This is a genomic window from Pelagibacterium sp., assembly GCF_048264985.1.
Lineage (GTDB): Bacteria > Pseudomonadota > Alphaproteobacteria > Rhizobiales > Devosiaceae > Pelagibacterium.
Window position 1 is genome coordinate 435921 of the sequence record NZ_JBLXCL010000001.1, and the last position, 22724, is coordinate 458644.

21 protein-coding genes and 1 tRNA gene are annotated in these 22724 nt (G+C 58.2%); 13 read left to right on the forward strand and 9 right to left on the reverse strand.

From position 1 onward, the window contains the following. Positions 1 to 125: 125 nt before the first annotated feature. Both ACN0TA_RS02275 and argB read right to left on the reverse strand, forming a co-directional pair. Positions 126 to 827 (reverse strand): pyrimidine 5'-nucleotidase, encoded by a 702-nt coding sequence (locus ACN0TA_RS02275; protein ID WP_417579390.1) that lies wholly within the window; start codon positions 825 to 827, stop codon positions 126 to 128. 77 nt (positions 828 to 904) lie between these two features. Further along, entirely contained in the window at positions 905 to 1795 is an 891-nt protein-coding gene (gene argB / locus ACN0TA_RS02280) for an acetylglutamate kinase (protein WP_417579392.1), read from the reverse strand. 146 nt (positions 1796 to 1941) lie between these two features. On the opposite strand from argB, the gene ACN0TA_RS02285 reads away from it, so the two are divergent. The 5 genes from ACN0TA_RS02285 (at position 1942) to ACN0TA_RS02305 (ending at position 5272) form a co-directional block, all read left to right on the forward strand. Further along, positions 1942 to 2487: a sigma-70 family RNA polymerase sigma factor gene (locus tag ACN0TA_RS02285; protein ID WP_417579394.1), complete on the forward strand. Its 546-nt coding sequence runs from the start codon at positions 1942 to 1944 to the stop codon at positions 2485 to 2487. 8 nt (positions 2488 to 2495) lie between these two features. Further along, positions 2496 to 3212, forward strand: a complete 717-nt coding sequence (locus ACN0TA_RS02290; protein ID WP_417579396.1) for an anti-sigma factor domain-containing protein — start codon at positions 2496 to 2498, stop codon at positions 3210 to 3212. A 106-nt stretch (positions 3213 to 3318) separates the two neighbouring features. Beyond that, a complete protein-coding gene (locus ACN0TA_RS02295) occupies positions 3319 to 3876 on the forward strand; it encodes a fasciclin domain-containing protein (RefSeq protein WP_417579398.1) in 558 nt (185 codons plus the stop codon). Between the two features lie 170 nt (positions 3877 to 4046). Next, complete coding sequence (gene msrB / locus ACN0TA_RS02300; RefSeq protein ID WP_417579400.1) at positions 4047 to 4529, forward strand: peptide-methionine (R)-S-oxide reductase MsrB; 483 nt, start codon at positions 4047 to 4049, stop codon at positions 4527 to 4529. A gap of 38 nt (positions 4530 to 4567) precedes the next feature. Continuing rightward, entirely contained in the window at positions 4568 to 5272 is a 705-nt protein-coding gene (locus ACN0TA_RS02305; RefSeq protein WP_417579402.1) for a glutamine amidotransferase-related protein, read from the forward strand. 9 nt (positions 5273 to 5281) lie between these two features. On the opposite strand, the gene yihA is transcribed toward ACN0TA_RS02305, so the two are convergent. The 4 genes from yihA to rpmH all read right to left on the reverse strand — a co-directional run bounded on the left by yihA (position 5282) and on the right by rpmH (position 8369). Further along, positions 5282 to 5902 (reverse strand): ribosome biogenesis GTP-binding protein YihA/YsxC, encoded by a 621-nt coding sequence (gene yihA, locus ACN0TA_RS02310; protein ID WP_417582027.1) that lies wholly within the window; start codon positions 5900 to 5902, stop codon positions 5282 to 5284. Between the two features lie 117 nt (positions 5903 to 6019). Further along, complete coding sequence (yidC, locus tag ACN0TA_RS02315) at positions 6020 to 7846, reverse strand: membrane protein insertase YidC (protein ID WP_417579404.1); 1827 nt, start codon at positions 7844 to 7846, stop codon at positions 6020 to 6022. Further along, positions 7843 to 8217, reverse strand: coding sequence for a ribonuclease P protein component (gene rnpA / locus ACN0TA_RS02320; protein WP_417579406.1), 375 nt, complete (start codon positions 8215 to 8217; stop codon positions 7843 to 7845). The genes yidC and rnpA overlap by 4 nt, the downstream gene beginning before the upstream one ends. Positions 8218 to 8234: 17 nt before the next feature. After that, on the reverse strand, positions 8235 to 8369 hold the full coding sequence (rpmH, locus tag ACN0TA_RS02325; protein ID WP_264225450.1) for a 50S ribosomal protein L34: 135 nt from the start codon (positions 8367 to 8369) through the stop codon (positions 8235 to 8237). Between the two features lie 280 nt (positions 8370 to 8649). Here rpmH and ACN0TA_RS02330 point away from each other — a divergent pair, with 280 nt between their 5' ends. The 4 genes from ACN0TA_RS02330 to proX all read left to right on the forward strand — a co-directional run bounded on the left by ACN0TA_RS02330 (position 8650) and on the right by proX (position 13175). Then, entirely contained in the window at positions 8650 to 10068 is a 1419-nt protein-coding gene (locus tag ACN0TA_RS02330; protein WP_417579408.1) for a dihydrolipoyl dehydrogenase family protein, read from the forward strand. 26 nt (positions 10069 to 10094) lie between these two features. Next, positions 10095 to 11531, forward strand: coding sequence for an ATP-binding protein (locus ACN0TA_RS02335; RefSeq protein WP_417579410.1), 1437 nt, complete (start codon positions 10095 to 10097; stop codon positions 11529 to 11531). Between the two features lie 114 nt (positions 11532 to 11645). Continuing rightward, positions 11646 to 11722 (forward strand) — tRNA-Arg (locus ACN0TA_RS02340). A 412-nt stretch (positions 11723 to 12134) separates the two neighbouring features. After that, positions 12135 to 13175 (forward strand): glycine betaine/L-proline ABC transporter substrate-binding protein ProX, encoded by a 1041-nt coding sequence (proX, locus tag ACN0TA_RS02345; RefSeq protein ID WP_417579412.1) that lies wholly within the window; start codon positions 12135 to 12137, stop codon positions 13173 to 13175. A 261-nt stretch (positions 13176 to 13436) separates the two neighbouring features. Here proX and ACN0TA_RS02350 read toward each other — a convergent pair whose 3' ends face one another. The 3 genes from ACN0TA_RS02350 to ACN0TA_RS02360 all read right to left on the reverse strand — a co-directional run bounded on the left by ACN0TA_RS02350 (position 13437) and on the right by ACN0TA_RS02360 (position 17205). Then, positions 13437 to 14243 carry a YggS family pyridoxal phosphate-dependent enzyme gene (locus tag ACN0TA_RS02350; protein WP_417579414.1) on the reverse strand — a complete coding sequence of 269 codons (807 nt, stop codon included), beginning with the start codon at positions 14241 to 14243 and terminating at the stop codon, positions 13437 to 13439. A 17-nt stretch (positions 14244 to 14260) separates the two neighbouring features. After that, positions 14261 to 15565 (reverse strand): serine hydroxymethyltransferase, encoded by a 1305-nt coding sequence (glyA, locus tag ACN0TA_RS02355; protein WP_417579416.1) that lies wholly within the window; start codon positions 15563 to 15565, stop codon positions 14261 to 14263. A 149-nt stretch (positions 15566 to 15714) separates the two neighbouring features. Next, a complete protein-coding gene (locus ACN0TA_RS02360) occupies positions 15715 to 17205 on the reverse strand; it encodes a PLP-dependent aminotransferase family protein (protein ID WP_417579418.1) in 1491 nt (496 codons plus the stop codon). Positions 17206 to 17309: 104 nt separating this feature from the next. Between ACN0TA_RS02360 and pdxY the strand changes: the two genes are divergently transcribed. The 4 genes from pdxY to ACN0TA_RS02380 all read left to right on the forward strand — a co-directional run bounded on the left by pdxY (position 17310) and on the right by ACN0TA_RS02380 (position 22635). After that, positions 17310 to 18200, forward strand: coding sequence for a pyridoxal kinase (gene pdxY, locus ACN0TA_RS02365; RefSeq protein ID WP_417579420.1), 891 nt, complete (start codon positions 17310 to 17312; stop codon positions 18198 to 18200). A gap of 11 nt (positions 18201 to 18211) precedes the next feature. Continuing rightward, complete coding sequence (locus ACN0TA_RS02370) at positions 18212 to 18706, forward strand: carboxymuconolactone decarboxylase family protein (protein WP_417579422.1); 495 nt, start codon at positions 18212 to 18214, stop codon at positions 18704 to 18706. A 219-nt stretch (positions 18707 to 18925) separates the two neighbouring features. Further along, entirely contained in the window at positions 18926 to 19927 is a 1002-nt protein-coding gene (locus tag ACN0TA_RS02375; protein WP_417579424.1) for a FecR domain-containing protein, read from the forward strand. Between the two features lie 29 nt (positions 19928 to 19956). Then, a complete protein-coding gene (locus ACN0TA_RS02380; RefSeq protein ID WP_417579426.1) occupies positions 19957 to 22635 on the forward strand; it encodes an EAL domain-containing protein in 2679 nt (892 codons plus the stop codon). Positions 22636 to 22724 lie beyond the last annotated feature (89 nt).

Consider the following 22724-nt stretch of genomic DNA (forward strand, 5'->3'; position numbering starts at 1 on the left):
CCCCGTTTTTCGGCGTCTTCGACGCCATTCAACAACATACTTACATCATTGCCGCCCCGTACGGCCAGCACGGAGGGTAACGCGTTCAGATGACTTTTCGATCACGCCAATCGGGCAAAAAAGCGTCAGCGGCACCGCGCAAGAAACGTGACGATGTCGTCGGTGACATGGTGGACGTGCTCCATGTCTTCACCGCGCCCGAGCTCCCAGGCGTCGCATTGCTCGTGCGCGAACCCTGAGCCGGCCACCACCTGCACCGTTGCCATGCCGATTGCATGGGGTACGCGGAGGTTCTTTTCGAGGTCGTCGAACATGATGGACTGAGTGGCACCGATGCCGTGGGCAGAGAGGAAATCAGTATAGGCGATCTCAAGCGGTTTTGGCTGGTAGCGGGCCGCCTTGATATCGAAGATGCCTTCGAAGAGATCGGAGGCGCCAAGACGGGCCAGCACGGCTTCGGCGTGCCCGGCGCTGGCATTGGTGAAGATAAACTTTCTGCCCGGCAGTGCGGCGATGGCCGCCACGAGTTCGGGGTGGGCCGCGACTGGCGAATAGTCGATGGCGTGGACCATCTCGAGATAGTGCTCAGGATCGACGTCGTGTGATGTCATCAACCCGTTCAGGGTCGTGCCATGATCGCGGTAGTAAGCCTTTTGCAGTTCGCGTGCGGCGTCGAAATCGAGCTGGGCCACTTTCATCACATAGTCTGTGATGGCTGTGTCGATCTGAGCAAACAGGTTGCACTCACGCGGGTAAAGCGTGTTGTCGAGATCGAATACCCAATCGGTGATGTGGTCGAGCGGTAAACGGGCGGCAGGCGAGGTCATGTGGTTCATGACCCCATTATGCCCCAAATCGATGAATGGGAAATGACCGAAAACGAAGGTGTGATCGGCCGTGCTGCCTAGCGCACCATGAGCGTGCCCGCGCCATGCTCGGTAAACAGCTCAAGCAGAACTGAATGGGCTGTCTTGCCGTTGACGATGACAACGCCTTCGACACCCCTGTCGAGCGCCTCGATGCAGGTTTCGACTTTCGGGATCATGCCGCCCGAGATTGTGCCGTCTGCAATAAGTTGCTGGGCCTGGCGGACAGACAGTTCGGGGATGAGATTGCCCTGCTTGTCAAGTACGCCGGGAACGTCGGTTAAGAACAGCAAGCGCTTGGCGAACACGGCACCGGCGATGGCGCCGGCAAAGGTGTCGGCATTGATGTTGTAGGTGTTGCCGTCGCGGCCAGGTGCGACCGGGGCGATGACAGGGATCATTTCCGAGCGAGCAAGAAGGTCAAGCAGCGTTCGGTCGACCTCGACAGGTTCACCAACATAGCCCAGATCCAGAACCCGCTCGATATTGGATGTCGGGTCGACATATTTCTTGTTGGCCTTTTCGGCAAAGACCATGTTGCCATCTTTGCCGCACAAGCCGATGGCCCATTCGCCCTCGGCATTGATCATCGCAACGATCTCTTTGTTGATCGAGCCGGCCAGAACCATTTCAACGATTTCGACAGTGCGTTTGTCGGTCACGCGCAGCCCGCCCTCGAACTTGGATTCGATGCCGAGCTTTTTCAGCATGTCGCCAATCTGCGGGCCGCCACCGTGAACGACAATGGGGTTTACGCCTGACTGCTTGAGCAACGCGACATCACGCGCGAACGCCTTGCCGAGTTCGGGATCGCCCATGGCATGGCCGCCGTATTTTATGACGACTGTCTTGTTCTCATAGCGCTGCATGAAGGGCAGGGCCTTGGACAGCACTTCGGCGTCGTAGGCGTTTTCAAGTCCGTCGGCCATGGGGCAGGGCAACTCCTTTTGGTCTTGGAAACCTCTCTAACCCAAACGCGCGCCTTGTGAATAGTCCTCGCTTAAGGGCTCATGATCCAATTACTTATGGAACTCGTAAGGAAAAATGCAATTAATATGCGATAGGAAGGGCGCCTATGGCCGATACAGCTGAAATTGCCGATCTTTTGGCGCGCGTTGCTCTTCGCGACCGCAACGCTTTTCGGGCGCTCTATGCTCGAACGAGCGCGAAACTTTTTGGCGTAAGCCTGCGTATACTCTCCAACAGGAGCGAAGCCGAGGACGCCTTGCAGGACGTTTTTGTCAAGGTCTGGCAGCGTGCAGAGGGATACCGTCCCGATGCCGCAAGCCCGATGACGTGGCTGATTACCATTGCGCGCAACAACGCCATAGACAGGGTGCGTGCGCGAAGGCCCGGTCACACCGACATCGATGAAGCGTTTGATTTAGAAGATTCGGGAATGACGCCAGAACAGTCGGCTATGAATACCGACGACGGCAATCGGATCGACCAGTGCATGGAAGAACTCAAGCCCGAACGCGCCGAAGCGGTGCGTCGGGCTTACGTCGAAGGCGAAAGCTACAATGAACTGGCCGACCGGCTGGGTGTGCCGCTTAACACGGTACGCACCTGGCTGCGCCGGTCGCTCCTGGCCTTGCGCGACTGTCTTGGAGCATATTAGACGAACCCATGAGCGATTTTGACGATATCGAATTAAACCGGGACGAAGAGCGCCGCGTGGCGGTGGCTGAATATGTCCTTGGCTTGACGAGTGCGCCGCGCCGCGCCGCCCTTGCGCGCGCCGTTGAAACCCGCCCCGATCTGGCAGCGGAGGTCTCGCTTTGGGAGCGACGCTTTGCAAATTTCAATGACGATTACGTCCCCACAACACCGCCCGCCGGGTTGTTAAACCAGATAGAGCAGCGCCTGTTCGCAGATACTGTTGTGCGAACGCCTTGGTATAACTCTCTTTTGCTGTGGAGGTCGCTGGCCGGTGCCGCTGCTGCCGTGGCTGTGCTTTCTGTGGGGCTCAATTTCTTCCAGCCGTCCATCGGACCCGATCTCGAAGCCTCTCAACTGGTTGCTGCCATTCAGACAGTCGATAGCGATGTGAGCTTTATTGCCCGTTTTGATAGCGCGGCAGGAGCGCTTCGCGTCAGCGGTGCGGGTTCGCCCGCCGGTGAAGGCAATGATTATGAATTGTGGTTCATCGAAGGTGACAGCGCTCCGATTTCGATGGGCGTGATCAATGTCGCCGAAAGCCAGACCATCGATGTCGCGGAGGCGCTCCGTGGTCAGATGGCCCAAGGCATTACGCTGGCTGTCACTCGCGAGACAGAGGGTGGGTCTCCGACCGGCGATCCGCAGGGACCCATCGTTGCCGCAGGCCCGATTGCAGCCATCTGATTTTTTTTCGAGAAAGCTGAAACTTGTTGTTCGGCCGCTCCGTAACTCATCGTGAACTGCCCCAAAAAGGGGCCGTCATAACAGATGATCTTAGGAGACGAACACCATGCAGACCCGTGCTATTGCTCTCTCAGCCCTCCTGGCCACTTCGGCACTGACCGGTGCAGCTTTTGCGCAGGACAATCCGATGGTTGGCGGCGCGCCAATGTCGCCGGACATGAACATCATCGAAAACGCTGTCAATTCGGCTGACCATACAACCCTCGTTGCTGCTGTCGAAGCAGCCGGTCTTGTTGAAACCCTCCAGGGTGATGGCCCCTTCACTGTATTTGCTCCGACCAACGAAGCTTTCGCTGCCCTTCCTGAGGGAACAGTCGACACGCTCTTGATGCCGGAAAACGTTGAAATGCTGCAGCAGGTTCTCACCTGCCACGTGGTTGGTGCCGAAGCCGATGCTTCTGCGCTGATGGGCATGATTGACGACGATGGTGGCAGCCACACAATTGAAACGCTTGGCGGCTGCATGCTTGAAGCCACCTATGATGGCGACACCATCACGATCACCGACGAAAACGGGACGGCCGCAACCGTCACGATCGCCAATGTGATGCAGTCCAACGGTGTGATCCACGTAACCGACGCGGTCTTTACACCGGCCATGTAAGGCCTAAACGGCACCGCGGCTCAGGGTTCGCCCCCAATCCTACACTGAGCCGCAAACTGCGCCCGGCCCGCCCTCCGTCGGCCGGGCGCACCCATGTAAAAAGTCCAACACGTTCGATTGATTTGATCGCGGCGCGTTTCGTTGAAATACTGAATGCAAGGAGACAGACTATGACCGATCGTCGCAATTTCCTGATCGCAGGCGCCGCCGTGGCGGGCGCTGCAGCATTCGGCTTCGCGCTTACTGCAAAAGGCGCAGAAGGTGATTTCCCGTTCGTGCTCAGCGAAGCAGAATGGCGTGAACGTCTCGACGAGATGGAGTTTTACGTTCTGCGTGAGCACGGCACAGAGCGCGCCTTCACTTCAGAGCTCGACAAGCTCTATGCGCCCGGCATCTACAATTGTGCCGGTTGCGCACAACCGCTCTATTCGTCCGAAGTCAAATACGACAGCAAGACAGGTTGGCCAAGTTTTTGGGAGGCGCTTCCTGGGGCTATCGGAACCTCGAGCGATACCACTTTCATGATGGTGCGAACCGAGTGCCATTGTTCGAACTGCGGTGGCCATCTTGGGCACATTTTTGATGATGGTCCCGATCCGACCGGCAAACGCCACTGCATCAACGGTGTCTCCTTGACGTTCGTTGCGGCCTGAGGTCTGTATCTGGAATCGATTGTCCCCGGTTCCTTCCCATGAAACTCACCATTATTGAAACCGGCCACGTGCCCGAGCAATTGCGCGGCCGGTTCCGTCCCTACCCTGAAATGTTCGGTACAATGCTTGCCCGGCATGGTGCAGATCTATCGACGCAGACTGTGCCACTGCTCGATGGCGCGCCACTGCCCGATCCCTCTCAATTGGAAGCGGTGCTGATAACTGGGTCACCGGCCGGGGTTTACGACAATTTTCCCTGGATGAGCCCGCTGCGCGACTTTGTCCGCCGCGCCCATGCGTGCGGGACCAAGATGGTGGGGATTTGTTTCGGTCACCAGATTATCGCCGATGCGCTGGGTGGCGATGTCCGCAAGTCCGAAAAAGGCTGGGGGCTCGGCCGCCATGTCTATGAGGTCGTTCCCGACAGTCCCCACTTCGTACCCAACGTGAAGACCCTGGCAATCGCCTGTTCCCATCAGGACCAGGTGATTGATCCACCGCCGTCGGCAAAGGTGATATTGCGTAGTGAGTTCGCCCCTAATGCCGGGCTCTCTTACGCTGGCGGCGGCATTTTGAGTTTTCAGCCTCATCCCGAGTTCGAGAATGATTATTCAACAGCGCTGATCGAATTGCGGAGGGGTAAAGTGTCTGAGGATGTTATCGAAACTGCCCATCAATCAATGAAGACCCGATCGGAAAGCGCTGTGCTCTCGCAGGCCATCAGCCGGTTTCTCCTCAGCTAATTTAGCGCCCTAGAACCCCTCGCGCACACGCGCTATTTCTTGGCGCAGGGTGTCGATGCCCAGCCCCTTCTCGCTTGATGTGAGAATGATTTCAGGGTGCGCGGCAGGTCGCTTGACGATGAACTTGGCAGTCGCCGCGACAATGTCGCCTAGATCCTTTTCCAGCAGCTTGTCAGCCTTGGTCAGTACCACCTGATAAGAGACAGCGGCCTTGTCGAGCTCGTTCATTACTGTTGCATCGTTGGGCTTGGGGCCGTGGCGAGCATCGACCAGCACGTACACGCGGCGGAGATTGGGACGGCCGCGCAGAAACTGATGGATCAGTTTGTTCCACTTTTCGACAGCCGGCTTTGGCGCTTTGGCAAAGCCGTAACCGGGCATGTCCACCAGTCGGATGCCGCCAGCCTCGGGAGCAAACAGGTTAAGCTCCTGGGTGCGTCCTGGGGTGTTCGATGTCCGCGCAAGTGCGGACTGGCCCACGAGGGCATTGATCAGCGAAGATTTTCCAACATTTGAGCGCCCGGCGAAGGCGATCTCGACAAGATCGTCCGCTGGCAGATCAGAAACGCGGACACAGCCCTTGAGAAATACCCAGGGGCGCGCAAACAGCAGGCGGACAGTTTCAGGCACATCGGTCATTTGAGGCGGTCCAAAAGATAAGGGCCGGTTTCCCGGCCCTTTAAAGAGAGCGTTTCCGGGAAAAGGCAATAGCACTTTTCTGCTTCGGAAGCGCGATCAAAATCAAGATTACTCGGCAGCCTTGGGCTTGCGTTTGAAAGAGTTCTTGATGTTGCCAAGCAGGTCAACTGTCACGCCGTGGCGACGCATGATGAACCACTGCTGGACCACAGAGAGGAAGTTGTTCCAGGCCCAGTAGATCACGAGACCGGCAGGGAACGTTGCCAGCATGAAGGTGAAGATCACCGGCATCCAGTTAAAGATCATGGCCTGAGTGGGGTCCGCCGGTGGCGGGTTCAGACGCATCTGCACCCACATTGTGATGCCCATAATGACCGGCCAGATGCCGATTGCCAGGAACGAGCCTATAACCGGGATGGCGCTGGGATCGTATGGCAGCAGGCCAAATAAGTTGAAGATGTGGGTGGGATCGGGCGCTGCCAGATCCTGTATCCAACCAAAGAATGGCGCATGGCGCATTTCGATGGTGACGAACAGAACCTTGTAGAGCGAAAAGAACACTGGGATTTGGATCAGAACCGGCCAGCAACCCGAGATCGGATTGATCTTCTCGGTCTTGTAGAGTTCCATCATCGCCTGCTGCTGGGCAGCGCGATCGTCCTTATGCTTTTCCTGGATCTCTTTCATCTTCGGCTGTACGCGCCGCATGTTGGCCATCGACGCATAGCTCTTGTTGGCCAGCGGGAAGAAGATTGCCTTGACGATGACGGTAACGGCCAGGATGGCGAGGCCGAAATTGCCCAGGAACTCGTACAGAAGCCTGATGAGATAGAACATCGGCTTGGTGATGAAGTGGAACCAGCCCCAGTCGATCATGAGTTCGAAGCGATCGATGCCGTAGGTGCGCTCGTAGGAATCGATGATCGATTCGACCTTGGCGCCGGCAAAGGCGAGACTTTCGTGGGAGGCTGAGCCGCCAGCCGGAACCGTTACGGGCGTCTGCGCGACGAAATTGGCGCGGTAGTCATGGCCGCTAGGCACGTTGGTGCCGTGGAAATAGCGCGCGTTGACAGTTTGATCCTGCGGCGGAATGATTGCCGTTGCCCAGTATTTATCGGTAAAGCCGAGCCAGCCACCCGTCGACGCGAAGTCGATCTGACCGTCATTCTCAAGGTCCGAATAGGAGCGTTCGACGAGATTAGCTTCCCCAAGAACGCCGACAGGACCTTCGTGCAGGATGAAGAAATTCTGGGTCTGGGGCGTATAGAGCCGGGCGATGCGCGAATAGGGGAACAGCGTGATATCGTCGCCGCCAGCGTTTTCGACACTCTGATCAACAGTGAACATGTAGTTCTCGTCGACCGAAATCGTACGGCGGAAGACAAGGCCCTGACCATTGTCCCATGCAAGGGTGACGGGGGTGTCAGTTGTCAGCGTTTCGCCGCTTTCAAGCGTCCACTGGGTCTGCCCGTTCGGCAGTGCGGCATCGCTGCCCTGCGATGCAACCCAACCCTGTTCGAGATAATAGGGAAGATCCGAGCCGACAGGTGACAGCAAAGTGATGGTTGGGCTGTCAGGGTCGGTTGTTTCATTGTAGCGCAACAGATGCAGGTCGTCGATGCGGGCACCAGTCAGATTGATAGAGCCCGAGAGCGAACCGGTTTCGATGGCCACGCGCTCCGAAGCGGCAAGGGCATCTTCGCGCGTTGCAAAGACCTGGCTATCGACATCGGAAGACGGGGCTGCGCCTGCGACACCATCGGCGCTGGGTGCTGCCAGATCGGCGCTGTCCTGCGCTTGTTCCTGCTGGGCGGAAAGCTCTGCCTGGCGCTGAGCCTGGTCAAGCTGGGGGCCAGCGATAAAGAATTGCCATCCAAAGAGCACCAGCATGCTCAGAACGACGGCCAGGATCATGTTGCGATTGTTTTCGTTCATGGCTTTGGATGTCCGCTTGGCGCTTGGGCCGGTCTGTGCAGGCGCGCGATGGCTTTGGAAAGCTCGCGCGTCAAATTGTCGAACGGTTCGGACAGGCTTTCGCGCCGCCCGATCAACACATAGTCGTGGCCGGCGACCAGCCGATCCGAACAGGCCCTCACAGCCTCACGCAGACGACGCTTGATGCGGCTGCGTTCGGGCGAGTTGCCGGTCTTTTTGGTCACAGTATATCCCACGCCTGGATCAGGGTCGGCAACGGGAGTGGCCTGCAACACAAAGCCGCGCCTGGCAATTTTCTTGCCCCGCGCGGCTTTCAAGAATTGCGCCCGTTTTTTAAGGCGCCGTATCGGCAATGCCGGTGTGTCCGGCATGACGGGCGATGCCCGACTTATGCCGAAAGCCGCTTGCGCCCGATCGCGCGACGGCGATTGAGGATCTTGCGGCCGTTCTTGGTCGCCATGCGTGCACGGAAGCCGTGACGGCGGGCGCGCACAAGATTGCTCGGCTGGAAAGTACGCTTCATTATGGTTCATCGCGCGCCGGTCCGCGCGATCCTCTGGTTAAGCTTGTCTGTTGTTCTTGGGTTTTGCGCGAACGGCAATGGGACAAGCGGTCCCGGGCCACCGGCAAAGGTTGGGCGGCTTATAGGGAAAAGGTGAGTGCAAGTCAATTGCGCGACGGCCACAATCGCGTGCGCACTCTGGCGCTGGCCAGCGCGCTTTGCTCGCGCTAAAAGCGAGGCATAAACCCATCATGGATTCGAGCCGGGTCAAAGATCAAGGCCAAAGGTCAGGGGCAGGCGCGTGGCGCAGGACGACAAGATCGATCTTTGCATCGTTGGAGCCGGCCCGGCCGGCATTGCTGGCGCCGAACGTGCGGCAGCGCAAGGGTTGCGTGTGGTTCTTGTCGAGTCTGGCGAGATTGGAGGCGTCGCTCACAATTGGGGTGCCCTGCCATCGCAAGCATTGTCGGCAGCTGCCGAGCGCGCCCACCAGATTCGCACTGCAAGAGATCTTGGCTTGGGCGCCGATGAACCACGCATCAATTTTGCCCGCGTCAATGCACGCATTCGCGCGATGATTGATGACGTAAGTCCGACAGTTTCGTCCGAGCATCTGATCGGGCAGGGAATTGAGATCGTACGTGGGCGGGCCAAGTTTACCGGTCCGGCGGCACTCGATGTTGGCGGGCGTTCAATAAAGGCATCCTATTACTTTGTTGCTACAGGATCGCGCCCCGTCCTCCCCGATATTCCGGGCCGCAACGCCATTGCATACTTTACGCCCGAAACGATTTTCGAGCTGACCCGGCGTCCGACCCATCTTGTTGTTATCGGCGCTGGTGCCACAGGATTGGCGCTGGCCCAGGCTCATCTGCGGCTCGGGGCCAAGGTCAGCGTGGTCGAAATGGTCGAGCCGCTTGCCGGAGAGGATTCCGAGCTTGTCGAGTGCGCGCTTCGCCGTCTTCGCGCCGAAGGGTTGCAGTTGCATACCCACACCGGCGTCGTTTCGATCAGCGCAAGCGGCGACGACGAGATGACCATCGACATCAAATCGGGGCCGGATGAAACACAGCTTGTGGGAAGCCATTTGCTTTTTGCCACGGGCCGTGAACCCGATGTCGACGGCTTGGGACTGGAGCTGGCACGCGTGCGCATGGCGGGACGGCGTCCCGCGCTCGAAAAATTCGGGCGGACGTCGAACCGCCGCATCTTTATTGTCGGTGATGCTGCCGGCCACAACGGTGTTCATGCGGCACGTCACAGTGCAGAGCGTGCAATCGACGCTGTTACAGGCAATGCCGGCGCCGAAGCGCTCGTTCCGCGCATCGTTTACACCCAACCCGCAATAGCCTGGGCCGGGCTGACCGAGTATGAGGCAAGGGCAAAGCTAGGCGATCGCTTCGAGATCGTCCGTTGCCCTCTCTCCCAAACAGCTGCGGCCTGGGCGCGTGCGGAGTCCCATGGACACGTCAAGTTCATCGTCGACAGGGCCGGCCGGGTCTTGGGCGCGGGCGTTGTGGGCAGTGCAGCTCCCGAGCTGGTGTCGATCTTCGCTCTTGCGATTGCGCAAAAACTGACCCTGTCTAACCTTGGCGCGCTGGTTGTCCCGTATGGGGCTTTCGCCCAGATCGTCGTGACGGCGGCTGCCGAATTTGCTCGCGGGCGTCCGGACGGTGGGTCCAAGGGTTGGCAGAATAAGCTTAAGCGTTTGTTGCCATAGAAAAAATCGGGTTGTAGGCTGGCACCATGACACGCGACATCGCCAAGGTGCCAGGTCCTTTCGCGGGCCTCTCCATCAAGATCATAGCGGCAATCGCGCTGGTCATACTTCTTGTCGAGATCGCCGTCTTCCTGCCTTCGCTCGCCAACTATCGTATCGGCTGGCTCGAGGACAGGCTGCGCGTCGGCAGTGTGGCTGTGCGGGTCTTCGATACGGCCCCCGACGTCATGGATCTGCCGACCGAGATCACCGACCCCCTGTTGCAGGCGGCCGGAGCCATTGCCATCGTCTATCGTCGTGAGGGGCAGACGGATCTGATCGGGCTCGAAGCTGTCGCCATGCCCGAGCAACCCCATCTCGCCGATCTGCGCAACACCAATCCCATGCATCTGATCGTAGAAGCGCTCGATACGCTGGCGCTGGGTGGCCAGCGCACGCTGCGGATCGTCGGTGTGCCGCCCGGCGCGGGCGATGCTGTTGTCGAGGTTCTCATGCCCGAGAGCCCGCTGCGGGCCGATTTGCTGACCTATGCAGGCAATATCGTGCTCGTGTCGATCGTCATCGCGGGGGTGACGGCTTTTGTCATTTATGTCCTTGCTGAAAATCTTCTGATCGGGCCGATCAAGCGGCTGACCAACCAGATGCTGGCCTTTCGGGAAAACCCGGAAAACGGAACGCTGGTGATCGTGCCTGATGAAAAGCGCAAGGATGAGATCGGTATTCTCGAGCGCGCTTTGGCCGACACCCAGGCCGAACTGTTCGCCATGCTGCGTCAGCGTCGGCACCTGGCCGATCTTGGGATGGCGGTATCCAAGATCAACCACGACCTGCGCAACATGCTCACCTCGGCGCAACTGTTATCCGACCAGGTGGCCAATCTAGATGACCCCCAGGTTCAACGGCTGGCGCCGCGGCTGGTCACGACACTCGACAAGGCGATCGCCTTTGCCCAAACCGTGCTCGATTATGGTCGCCAGCAATCGGCTCCGCCGCGCGCTGAGCCCATCGATCTTCGCGCCCTCGGTTTCGAGGCTGCACTTTCAGGAGGGCTGACGGGGCATCCGCGGATTCGGTTTGAGAATCAGGTGCCCGACGATTCGGTGATTATGGTCGATCCCGATCATCTGGAGCGCATCCTGACCAATCTTTTCAAGAATGCCCGCGAGGCGCTTGAGGCATCGCCGGACATCGATGCGCCCCATATTCGGTTTTCCCATGAAAGGTCAGGGCAGGGCGTGCGCCTGATCGTTGCCGATAATGGCCCCGGCCTTGCGCCGCGGGCGCGCGAGAATCTGTTTGTTGCCTTTGAGGGCTCGGCGCGGGCAGGCGGGACGGGCCTTGGTCTGGCCATTGTACGCGAACTGGTTGAAGCCAATGGAGGGCGCGTCGAGTTGCTCGATACCAGCGCAGGTACTGCCTTCGCCATAGACCTGCCATTGGGGCCCTCCGGGGTCATCTTGTAAATTTCCTTGGAAAGTTCGCCAGTTGGCCTCTTGCAATGGCCGTCGAGCCGTTATATGCGTTCGCCTGCCGATCGGGGCACACCCCTGAAACCGCGTTCAACGCACCGGCACTGCGCGCCCGTAGCTCAGCTGGATAGAGCACCAGACTACGAATCTGGGGGTCAGAGGTTCGAATCCTTTCGGGCGCGCCATTTTCTTGCCTGAAATATTTTGAGTGCCGCCCATTCAGTTTCAGAATGGCGCGAAAGCTGTTTGTGGCCCTGATGCTGCTGATGGTTCAATTCGCTCCTGTGATAGCGCTTGGTATTTGCATTCTTCGGTAAGGGCGATGACCATGGCGCCTCCGGGCGAACGCCATATTGTTGAGCGAATTCAATTCCGACCTTGAGGCGATCTGACTCGGCCAAGTTCAGCGATCGATTGATCCGCGGACTGGGTTGGACGATAGCCTAGCAACGTGCGCTGCCTCGTATGCTGACCTTGGCGAAGAGGAAAATTTAGATAATCACCCCCCACGTCAGCTCAATATGACAGTCAAGGGTGGTTTTGAGAAAATACCATCCTATGCTCGCCCTGTACTGAATCAATTAGGAGAACAGGGTTTTGACGCTAACGCGCAAAAGCATTTATCTTTTCGTCACCGCACTTCTCGCAACCACTGCGAGCACACCTGCAAATTTCGCTCAGGAGAGCTTGCCTGGTGACGGCAAAACCGTCCAACTCGTTCAGACCAACGACGACACGGGCTGGATCCTTACCTATATTTACGCACACCTCCTTGAAGAGTTGGGCTATGAGGCGCTTGAGCCGCTGACTTTGGACATTCCCGTCGCGTTCCAGTCGATGGCGCAGCGCGATGCCGACATTTATCCCAATGGCTGGTTCCCACTTCACAATACCTATCTCGCCTCCGTTGAGCCGGCGGCTGAAACTGTAGGAACCATAGTTTCTCAAGGCGCGCTGCAAGGCTATTTGGTCGATCGGGCATCCGCCGACGAATTCGGCATTACATCGCTGGAAGATTTCAAGCGCGACGAGGTCAAACAGGCTTTCGATCGGAACGGCGACGGACTTGCCGATTTGGTGGCCTGCCCTGCAGGTTGGGGATGCGAGCTGACCATTGCCCATCAGATGGAAGCCTTCGGGATGGGCGATCATATCAACCCGATCAAGGCCGGCTATTCAGCCTCTATGGCGGATGCGATCGCCGCCTACGAAGCCGGCGAGAGAATTCTATTCTACACCTGGACGCCAAATTGGACGGTGAACGAACTCGTGCCGGGCGAAGATGTGGTCTGGATTGAAACGCCTACCATCGAGCTGCCCGACGAGCAGCAAGAACTTGCCGATAGCGCCCTCGTGTCCGGCGTGGACGGTTGCGTCAACGACCCGTGTCAACTTGGCTGGCCGGTCAACGATATTCGGCCAGTTGCAAGCACAGATTTTCTGGCAGAAAACCCTGCCGTTCGTGCCCTGATGGAAGACGTTTCCGTAGATATCAACTTCATCTACCAGCAGAACGCAGCCATGCGCGACGGCGCCGACACGACCGAAGACCTTGAGCAGCAGGCGGCCGACTATGTCGCGGCCAATCGCGAGACAATCGACGGCTGGCTGGATGCGGCGCGCGACGCCGCGAGATAAAGAGGCCGGAGTTTGAGCTGAGCCATCTTTGGAGCACAAACTCATCGTGTGGCCAGCGCTTTGCAGGGGCGCTCATTGAAATTGGGCGGCCCTGCTTGGCTGTATCTGTGCGCGGGTATCTCACTTTGAGCGTTATCAGGCTTCAGCCTAAGCTCCGGAAATGTGCTGTCGTTGCCAAATAGGGCTGTGGTTTCCGCATCGGAACGAGTTCAGGAACCCGTAGGAAGCCTGGCAGCCTAGCCTTGAGCACTGGGACAGTCCTCAGCCATTTGCTCGAGGGAGCGAGTGCGGTGCAAACCCTGGCCAGTAATGGCTGTCGGCGGTTGGGCGAGCGCCAAAGATCGCTTGACCAACCCTCACCACATTTGCCCCCTCAGCAATAGCGATCTCAAAATCGCCAGACATGCCCATGGAAAGCTGCGTGAGGTCGGGGTGAACCGAGGCTGCCCGGTCGCGAAGTTTGTGCAGCAATCGAAAACAGGTTCGCACACGCTCGGTATCGGCGCTGAAGATCGCAAGCGTCATGAGGCCGCGCGGCTTGAGTCGGGGGAATTCCGGCAATCGCTCGACGAGAGCCATCAGGTCATTGGGGTGGAGGCCGTATTTGCTTTCCTCGCCCGACGTGTTGACCTGTACGAAAACGTCGAGGTCTCGCCCTTCACCATCAAGTCGACGGTTCAATTCTTCAGCCAGACGAAGGCTGTCCAGCGCGTGAAATTCCGAAGCGAATCGGACGAGATACTTCACCTTGTTGGTTTGGAGATGACCGACGATGTTCCAGCGGATCGCCAGGTCTTCGAGCGCCGCGCGCTTGTCACGGGCCTCCTGCAGCTTGTTCTCTGCAAAATCGGAGATCCCGGCGGCATAGGCAAGCCGCAGGATTTGAGCCGGAACCGTCTTGGTGACGGGAAGCAGACGCACATCCTCGACAGAACGTCCGCTGCGCTGGCACGCTGTAGCGATACGCTCATGTACTGTCTTAAGGTTCGCGGCGAAAAAAGTCGTCGGGTCTTCACCGAAGCGGGCAACATCTTCAGGCAAAAGTTCGGTTTTGAACGAGGGATGCATTTTGATAGTGCCTCCGCCTAGTAGGGTAACGGAAAGCGCTCAACGAGCTTACGCACGCGCATCTTGATCGCGTGCCGATTTGCATCGAGCGTTTCATGCCGCACCGAGTGAAGTGTTTCGAGCATGAGAGCGGCGATCTCCCGGTACTCTTTCTGACCAAAGCCGCGCGATGTACCGGCGGCAGACCCAACGCGGATGCCCGATGTTACCATGGGCTTTTCGGGATCGTTCGGGATCGCATTCTTGTTGAGCGTTATGCCTACGGACTCCAGCGCCTTTTCTGCAACATTGCCGGTAACGCCAAGGGGGCGCAGGTCAACGACGGCGAGATGGCAGTCAGTTCCGTCCGAAGTGATTTTGAGGCCGCCTTCGGCCAGCGCCTGTGCGAGCGTCCGGCAATTTTCAACCACAGAGCGGGCATAGGTCTTGAATGATGGTTGCAATGCTTCTCCGAACGCCACGGCCTTGGCTGCGATGACGTGCATGAGCGGACCGCCCTGAAGGCCGGGAAAGGTTGCGGAACCGATTTTTTTCGCAATTTCCGCGTCATTGGTCAGTACGAACCCGCCGCGCGGCCCGCGCAGTGTCTTGTGCGTCGTTGAGGTGATGACATGCGCAAACGGGACGGGCGAAGGATAAACACCCCCGGCGACCAGTCCTGCAAAATGCGCCATATCGACTAGCAGGGTTGCGCCCACCTCATCGGCGATCTCGCGGAAGCGCGCGAAGTCCATGACGCGCGAATAGGCCGATCCCCCGGCGATGAGCAGTTTCGGCAGATGCTGACGGGCAAGACTTGCTACCTGATCCATGTCGATGAGATGGGTTTCAGGGTCCACGCCGTAGCCGACAACGTTGAACCAGCGACCAGACATATTGACTGGTGCTCCATGGGTCAGGTGGCCACCGGCCCTGAGATCTAGCCCCAGGATCGTGTCGCCCGGCGTCAGGAGCGCCAGAAACACTGATTGGTTGGCCTGGCTGCCCGAATGTGGTTGTACATTGGCATATGAGCTGCCGAACAGCTGGTTTACCCGCGCGATTGCCAAGTCTTCCACGACATCAACGTTCGCGCAGCCGCCATAGTAGCGGCGATGCGGATACCCTTCGGCATATTTGTTGGTCAGCACCGAACCTTGTGCGTCAAGAACCGCCTGGCTCACGAAATTCTCCGATGCGATCAGTTCGATGGACTCGCGCTGGCGGATTTTTTCGCTCGTGATTGCAGCGGCAATGGCGCCGTCGGCAAGGGGCAGACCAGTGGCGCTCACACCTGCCTTCTCCACTTTCTGAGCTGCATACGCCGCGACCGAAGTTCCCATCGCCATTATCCCTTCAATATGCCAGTGAGCATTTCCCCACGCCCTTTGCATGGTGGCTGCTAAGCGGCGACTATCATTGAAATGGCCTGTAGTTCCCCGCCACTTTAGAGTGCTGATGCAGACCACTTTGGCCATGGCGCAAGAGGCGCTTAGGTTTTGTTGACTGCGCGCAGGGCATTTGCCAGCTTTTTGACTGCAACCTCGATCTCGAAAGGAGAATAGGCTGCAAAGCCCATCAGAAAGCCGGCACTTCGGCCGTCGGTTGCGTAGAGGTCCGACAGGCCGAGGAGATCTATGCCTACGCGCCGTGCAGCATCAATTGCCGTTCGCTCGTCAAGCCCGCCGGTTAGCAAGCACGGCATCTGCAACCCGCCGCTCGGCGGTTGCGGCGCAACAAAGTCCGCAAGGTGTTTGCGAACGAGCGTTGCCAGAACGTCAAGACGTTCTGCGTAAATGGCACGCATTGCACGAATATGTGCGCCGAAGTGCCCACCCTCAATGAACCGTGCCAGCGTCAATTGGGCAATGGTGGCCGTATGACCGTCAAGCAGTGTGCGTGCAACGGTGAACGGTTTGACCAGCTGCGGCGGCAGGACGACATATCCTATCCGCAAGCCCGGAAAGAGGGTTTTTGTGAAGGTGCCGACATAGATCGTCCGGTCGTGAGGATCGAGACCCTGGATGCAGGCGGTGGGCTTGCCGGCATAGTGGAACTCGCTATCGTAGTCGTCCTCGACGATCCATGCCTGATGCCGGGCAGCCCATTCGATCAGGGCGAGGCGGCGATCCAACGCCAGGGTCGCGCCGGTCGGGAACTGGTGGGAAGGGGTTAAAAACAACGCTTTTCCCCTGCGCGGTTCAGCCAGGATCTGTTCCACCATGATGCCATGACGATCTACGCTGATCGGAACGCTTTCAAGACCGGCAGCATCGAATGCCTTGCGTGCGCCATAATAGGCTGGGTTTTCGATAAAAATTCGATCACCGGGGTCAAGCAATACGTTCGCGCTTAGCGTCATCGCCTGCTGCGAACTTGTCAGGACCACGACGCGGTCGGCGGTGGCGCGTGCGCCGCGTTCGAGATTTACATAATTGGCTATGGCGCGGCGCAATGGTTCTGTTCCCTGCGGATCGCCATAAAGGAGAGCTTGGGAGCCCGCTTCTTTAAGAACCTGACGTTCCAGACGCTCCCAAAGCTGAAGGGGAAAATTGCGCGTCTCCGGCACGCCATGAACGAAAGGACGTGGTGATAACATCGCGCCCACGCCGCCATTGTTGAACATTGCAGCGCCCCGCTTGCTGAGGTTTGGGGGCTGATTGCGCGATGGCGTGTCGTTTTGCTTCAGTCGCCGACCGGGAAAGAAGTCAGCCATTTCCGCGACAAAGCTACCGCTGCCCACGCGCCGGTCGATGAAACCTTCGGCGTGCAGCTGGGCGTAGGCTGTTTCGACAGTGTCGCGTGAGACGCCCAGCGATGTGGCCAGTGCGCGTGAGGCCGGCAATGATTTGCCGGGTCCGATTGCGCCGTCGACGATGAGTTGGCGGATGGCTCGCTGTATCCGCGCATGCAGAGGCATTGCCGAGTGAGCGGGATGGCTCAGCCAGGCTTTCACTGTTTCCAATTGCGAATGTTTGAACAAATGGTCTGCCTTTGCCTCGCCAAGTGGCTGGTGGAGACATGCCATTTTTGGGGTAGAAGTCAAGCCAAGGGCCGTGAGCCGCGTCTGAGGAGCTTCGCACAATCATGTCTACACCATCGCGTGTTCGTCAGGCGGCAGACGTCATCTCCATCCAGAGCCAAGTTGTGCATGGTCATGTCGGTAACAGCGCTGCAGTCCTGCCCATGCAAATGCGAGGGATAACAGTGGCAGCGGTTCCGACCACGCTGTTTTCCAACACGCCGCATTTTGACACTATGCGGGGGCGCGTACTCGACGCCGAGCTTGTCGGCGATTTGCTTCGCGGGGTCGAAGAGCGTGGACTTATCGAGACAAGCCGATACATCGTCTCTGGCTATCTGGGGTCACGCGCCAATGGAGAGGTGGTCATGGCCTTCGTTGAGCGCGCGCGGCGGATCAATCCGAACATCGTCTATATCTGCGATCCCGTCATGGGCGATTCCAGGCTCGGCATCTTCGTTGCAGAACAGGTTGTGGAATATCTTCTCGAGCGTCTCGTACCGTTGGCTGATGTGTTAACTCCCAACCAGTTTGAGGTCAGCCTGATGGCGGGCCGCGAGCTGTCGAACTGGCGTGAGCTTGAAGTGGCCCTTCTGGAGATACAGAAACGACGAGAAGCGCGGCTCGTAGTCACCGGCTGCACCCTTGCCGATACGCCGGACGGCGTGCTGGAGAACGTTGTTTTCGATGCCGGGAGATGCACGAGGCTGACATGCCCGCGCTTGCCAATCGTTCCAGTCGGGACTGGTGATCTTTTCACGGGCCTTCTGACGGCTAATCTGGTCCGGGGGGCGGCTCTTGTGGCCGCCGCACGCGACGCTGCAAATACGTTGCTCGCTGTACTCGGTCAGACGATTGCGGATGGCGAAAACGAAATGCGGCTTGCCAGTGTCGTAGAAGTACTCGCGGCAAGTCCGGGAGGGGGCCTCAATGACAAGGTACAACCTTCTTTGTGAAAGAGAAAACCATGCAACCTAGAATGAACGTCGCTCAGCTTGCCCCTGAACTCTATCGTGCAGTGGCTGCTCTCGATGGCGCTGTCAAAAAATCGGGACTCGACGGTCGCATCTTGCACCTTGTCAAACTGCGTGCCTCGCAGATCAATGGTTGCGCCTACTGTGTTGACCTTCATGTGACCGAAGCACTGGCCGATGGCCTGAATGCTCAAATGTTGCATCTGCTGAGCGTCTGGCGGGAGTCCTCCTTCTTTGACAGCCGGGATCGTGCTGCTTTGGAATGGACAGAAAGCGTAACGCTGGCTGCTCACACTGGAATACCAGATGACGCATTCGATTTGGTCAGAGGCGCTTTCTCAGAAGCCGAAGTTGCACAGCTGACAATTGCAATTGGCACGATCAATATCTGGAACAGGATTGCGGTGAGTTCCCGCTTGCAGCATCCAGCGCAAGAACGGCCCGAACCGAACGATGCCAAAGCGGCTGGGCGCCCGATCAGCCCCTGAAACCAGGAATGCCGGATGCAGGAGAGGACACGGACGCCCCAGAAGAAGTCGAAAAAGTTCAGCGGCTGTGTCTCGATGAAATGACTGCTCGGTTAATGCCTGAACAGGATTGTCCGGTCGATATTAACCCGTTCTTTAGCACGCGGGAATCGGCCTTTTGGCACTAAGCACTCCGTTAACTTTGGGTGTCGTTTATGGCTTCTATATTGGAGGCCACCTATGAATCTTTCTAAGATCGCCACGGCATTCGCAGCAGTCCTGCTGGCCAGTCAGCCAACTTTCGCCGGTGAATGGCAGGCAGATCGTTTGCGTGGCGTTGTTCTAACGATGGTTGACGACACCTGGACACCGATATCGATCGGTGACGTCATCGAAGACAGTCGGCTTATCCGTACCGGCGCCAATGGGCACGTGACGTTTCGTTCGGGTGAGCAAGTATTGGAAATGCGGCCAAACACCCAAATCCAGATTTCATCACGCGAAGGGCGCGACTACACTTGGGTGCTCCATTCGGGAGGTGAGGTCACTGCTGACGTCGAGGCTCTCAATGTCGAGCATTTCGGCATTCAGACCCATCATATGGTGGCTGTGGTCAAGGGTACCCGCTTTACTGTGGTGGCCGACGAGAACGGCGGCAATGTCGCTGTTGAGCGCGGTACTGTGTCCGTTACCGAAAACGAGCGCGGTTTGTCCGTTGCCATCAGTGAAGGTCAGCGTGCAGTTGGAGGTGCGGGCAGGCTTGAGGTCGAAGGGCAGGGCGCGTTGCCGACAGTCGTCGATGCCGCAGGACGTCCAGTTATGCCAACGAGCGCTCAGGCCAACGTTGTGCCAAATGGCGCGAACAGTTTCGATGACGCGCCGGGACGCACGGGTGATGCACCCGGCAACTCCGGCAATGCGCCGGGACGCACGGGTGATGCACCTGGCAACTCCGGCAATGCGCCGGGACGCACTGGCGACGCTCCTGGCAACTCCGGCAATGCGCCGGGACGCACGGATGATGCGCCTGGCAACTCCGGTTCTGCGCCGGGACGCACTGGCGACGCGCCTGGCAACTCCGGTTCTGCGCCGGGACGCACTGGCGACGCGCCTGGCAACTCCGGCAATGCGCCGGAACGCACGGGTGATGCGCCAGGCAACTCCGGTAATGCGCCGGGGCGCACTGGCGACGCGCCCGGCAACTCCGGCAACGCGCCGGGCAACGGTATTGGACGGAGTTAGGCGACAGGGCGCGTCATCAGGGGCGGGCTATGATCCGAACACAGAACCAGACATCGCAGCGTGAGCGCCTATACCGGGTGGCCGGAGCGGTAATTATTGCACTGGGTCTGATTGCCTTGGCTGCGTTTAACGCGACAGCATCACTGGACAGCGATATTGCTGATTGGCGCTTCGGGCAGAGTGCGCGTACGGCATCTCAGGATATCGTCTTTCTCGACATCGACGGCGCCACTCTCGATGCCGTCGGTGTCTGGCCCTGGCCGCGGGCGGTTTACGCTCAATTCGTCGACAGAGTACTTGAGTTGGGTGCTTACGATATCTGGGTAGATATCGATTTTTCGGCGACAGGTGATGATGCCAACGACGATGCATTGGCTGCGGCTCTGGAGGCAGCAGGCGGGTATGCCTATCTTGCCGCATTTCAGCGGTCAGAAGACGGTAAACCCGTACTCACGCATCCACGATTTCTAGAATACTCGGACATGTTTTCTGTAAGTGCGCTAACCGATGCTTCTGGGGTCGTCCGGGCGGTGCCTTCCCATGCACAAGATCAAGAGCACACTATTCCGTCCCTTGCCACGGCACTGGCAGGAAGCAGTCAGAGTTTTTTTTATCAGACGCTCGATTATGGGATCGACGCCAACTCCATACCGCGCGTTTCGGCAAAAGATCTGCTTGATGGTTCCATCGCGCCCGAACAGATCTCTGGCAAACACGTCGTCATGGGGGCTTCTGCGCTCGAGCTGAAAGATCTTTTCTTCACGCCAAACCAGGGGCCATTGCCTGGGGCAGTTATTCAAATATTGGCGGCAGAGACGTCAATCGCGGGCCGGGGGCTGGTCAATGTGTCCCAGTGGTGGATGATCGGCGCCGCGATCGTGTTAATTGTGCTTCAAATCGCTCTGCCTATCCAAGGCCCAATTGTGCGGATCGGCACCATTGTTGTCAGTGCGCTCGCAGTCGAGGGCCTGGGGCTCGCGCTGTATCTCGAAAGTGCAGTGATGCTGCCCACCGGTATCTACCATGTTGGAGCTGCAGCGCTGATTATCGGCACTGTCGTTCTCGATACAAGCATATTGGGTTTTTTGGTTCAGCGACTCGGTGGCGAACGCGACGCGTTTCGGGCCATGCTCAAGCAAGTGATTACTGACAATTACGATGGCGTTTTGATAGCGCAACCCAATGGCGAGATCATCTCTGCAAGCCGCTTCGCAACCGAGTTTCTTGCCCGCGACCTGGCCGGGCAGAACCTGTTGCGTGTCTTGCCGCTCGAAATTGGCAACGCAATACGTCAGGCCCTGAACGGCGGGGCGAGCGTGCAGGGCGAAGCAATCGTCGAAACGGACAGCCTGCTGCGCACCATTGAGTATGTCGTGACGCACAGCACGTTTGGCGAGCGAAAGCAGAGCATTGTCACTGTGACGTTCAGGGACATCACTGGACGCAAGCGAAATGAGGCAAAGCTTCGCTACTTGGCCCGGCACGACCCCACTACAGACACCTTATCGCGAGCCGGATTCGTCGAATGTCTGTACGACATCATGGCGGGGGAGAGCCAAGCGTCCGGTGTATTCGTTGTTCAGCTCGAGCGCTTCGGCACAATTACCGCCAGTCTTGGCCACGGCTTGGGCGACGCGCTTTTGCGTCAATTTGCCGACCGGCTGCACGCCTGCGGGTTTTCCGCTGTCGCACATCTGGGGCAGGGCCAATTTGCCGTAGCGGCCCTGTCGGACGGGACAATAACGAACCAGTTCGAGAAAATCGCTGATACGACACGTGTGTCTTTCAATCTTGAGGGGCATATGGCGGCAGTTGGCCTGAGCGCCGGCTATGCCGAGGCAGATCGCGCGGAAATTCCAGAAACCTGGCTAAGTCGCGCCGAAACCGCTCTTGTTTCCAACGAAAAACGAAACCTTAATCGGCTCGCCATCTATGATGGGTCTCAATCGGCGCGCGTTTCGCGCAATAGAACACTGGAGGCCAAGCTTGCAACTGCTCTGGAGGGGGGGCAGTTTCTCTTGCAATACCAGCCACAAATCGACCTGCGAACCGGCACAACCATTGGTGCCGAAGCGCTTCTGAGGTGGCGGCGCGATGATGAAATTGTCCCGCCGGGAGAATTCCTGCCGATTGCTGAAGAAACCGGCATGATCGTGGATATTACCCGTTGGATACTGGTTGAAGCTTGCCGGACGGCGGCGCTGTGGACGAATGGGATGCGTGTCGCAGTAAACATCTCGGCAATGCATTTCGAACTTGGGGATCTCGTTGCTGACGTTAAGGCTGCGCTTGATGTTGCCGAACTTCCTGCCAGTCGTTTGGAACTGGAAATTACCGAGACAGCGACGATGTCCACGCGGGTAGACGTGATTGAACAACTCGAGGCGCTGAGATCGATGGGAATCACGATCGCTATCGACGATTTCGGGACGGGCCAGTCATCGCTGGCCTATCTTGATCGATTGCCGTTCGACATTCTCAAGATCGATAAGTCATTCGTCGATCGACTGGCCGTTCCAGGCGCCCGGCCCGGTATTGTCACTGGCATTATCGGTATCGCTCACACGATGGGAAAGCGCGTTCTTGCCGAAGGGATCGAACACGCGACTCAAGCCGAAGTCCTCAAAAATCTCGGATGCGAATACGGCCAGGGATACTACTGGAGCCCGCCGACCGATGGCGCGGTCATTTCGCAAGCTGCAGCTTGAGCGCAGGGAAGAATTATGACGGCGCTTGGCGCGCGTTAGCCAACACTAACGCGCCCGACAGTCAATTCATGACCTCGCGACCAAGCCTT

Excerpts from the sequence above, each read along its gene's own strand:
- ACN0TA_RS02275 (WP_417579390.1), bottom strand. The coding sequence starts at position 827 with ATGACCTCGCCTGCCGCCCGTTTACCGCTCGACCACATCACCGATTGG.
- argB (WP_417579392.1), bottom strand. The coding sequence starts at position 1,795 with ATGGCCGACGGACTTGAAAACGCCTACGACGCCGAAGTGCTGTCCAAG.
- ACN0TA_RS02285 (WP_417579394.1), top strand. The coding sequence starts at position 1,942 with ATGGCCGATACAGCTGAAATTGCCGATCTTTTGGCGCGCGTTGCTCTT.
- ACN0TA_RS02290 (WP_417579396.1), top strand. The coding sequence starts at position 2,496 with ATGAGCGATTTTGACGATATCGAATTAAACCGGGACGAAGAGCGCCGC.
- ACN0TA_RS02295 (WP_417579398.1), top strand. The coding sequence starts at position 3,319 with ATGCAGACCCGTGCTATTGCTCTCTCAGCCCTCCTGGCCACTTCGGCA.
- msrB (WP_417579400.1), top strand. The coding sequence starts at position 4,047 with ATGACCGATCGTCGCAATTTCCTGATCGCAGGCGCCGCCGTGGCGGGC.
- ACN0TA_RS02305 (WP_417579402.1), top strand. The coding sequence starts at position 4,568 with ATGAAACTCACCATTATTGAAACCGGCCACGTGCCCGAGCAATTGCGC.
- yidC (WP_417579404.1), bottom strand. The coding sequence starts at position 7,846 with ATGAACGAAAACAATCGCAACATGATCCTGGCCGTCGTTCTGAGCATG.
- rnpA (WP_417579406.1), bottom strand. The coding sequence starts at position 8,217 with ATGCCGGACACACCGGCATTGCCGATACGGCGCCTTAAAAAACGGGCG.
- rpmH (WP_264225450.1), bottom strand. The coding sequence starts at position 8,369 with ATGAAGCGTACTTTCCAGCCGAGCAATCTTGTGCGCGCCCGCCGTCAC.
- ACN0TA_RS02335 (WP_417579410.1), top strand. The coding sequence starts at position 10,095 with ATGACACGCGACATCGCCAAGGTGCCAGGTCCTTTCGCGGGCCTCTCC.
- ACN0TA_RS02350 (WP_417579414.1), bottom strand. The coding sequence starts at position 14,243 with ATGCATCCCTCGTTCAAAACCGAACTTTTGCCTGAAGATGTTGCCCGC.
- glyA (WP_417579416.1), bottom strand. The coding sequence starts at position 15,565 with ATGGGAACTTCGGTCGCGGCGTATGCAGCTCAGAAAGTGGAGAAGGCA.
- pdxY (WP_417579420.1), top strand. The coding sequence starts at position 17,310 with ATGTCTACACCATCGCGTGTTCGTCAGGCGGCAGACGTCATCTCCATC.
- ACN0TA_RS02370 (WP_417579422.1), top strand. The coding sequence starts at position 18,212 with ATGCAACCTAGAATGAACGTCGCTCAGCTTGCCCCTGAACTCTATCGT.
- ACN0TA_RS02375 (WP_417579424.1), top strand. The coding sequence starts at position 18,926 with ATGAATCTTTCTAAGATCGCCACGGCATTCGCAGCAGTCCTGCTGGCC.
- ACN0TA_RS02380 (WP_417579426.1), top strand. The coding sequence starts at position 19,957 with ATGATCCGAACACAGAACCAGACATCGCAGCGTGAGCGCCTATACCGG.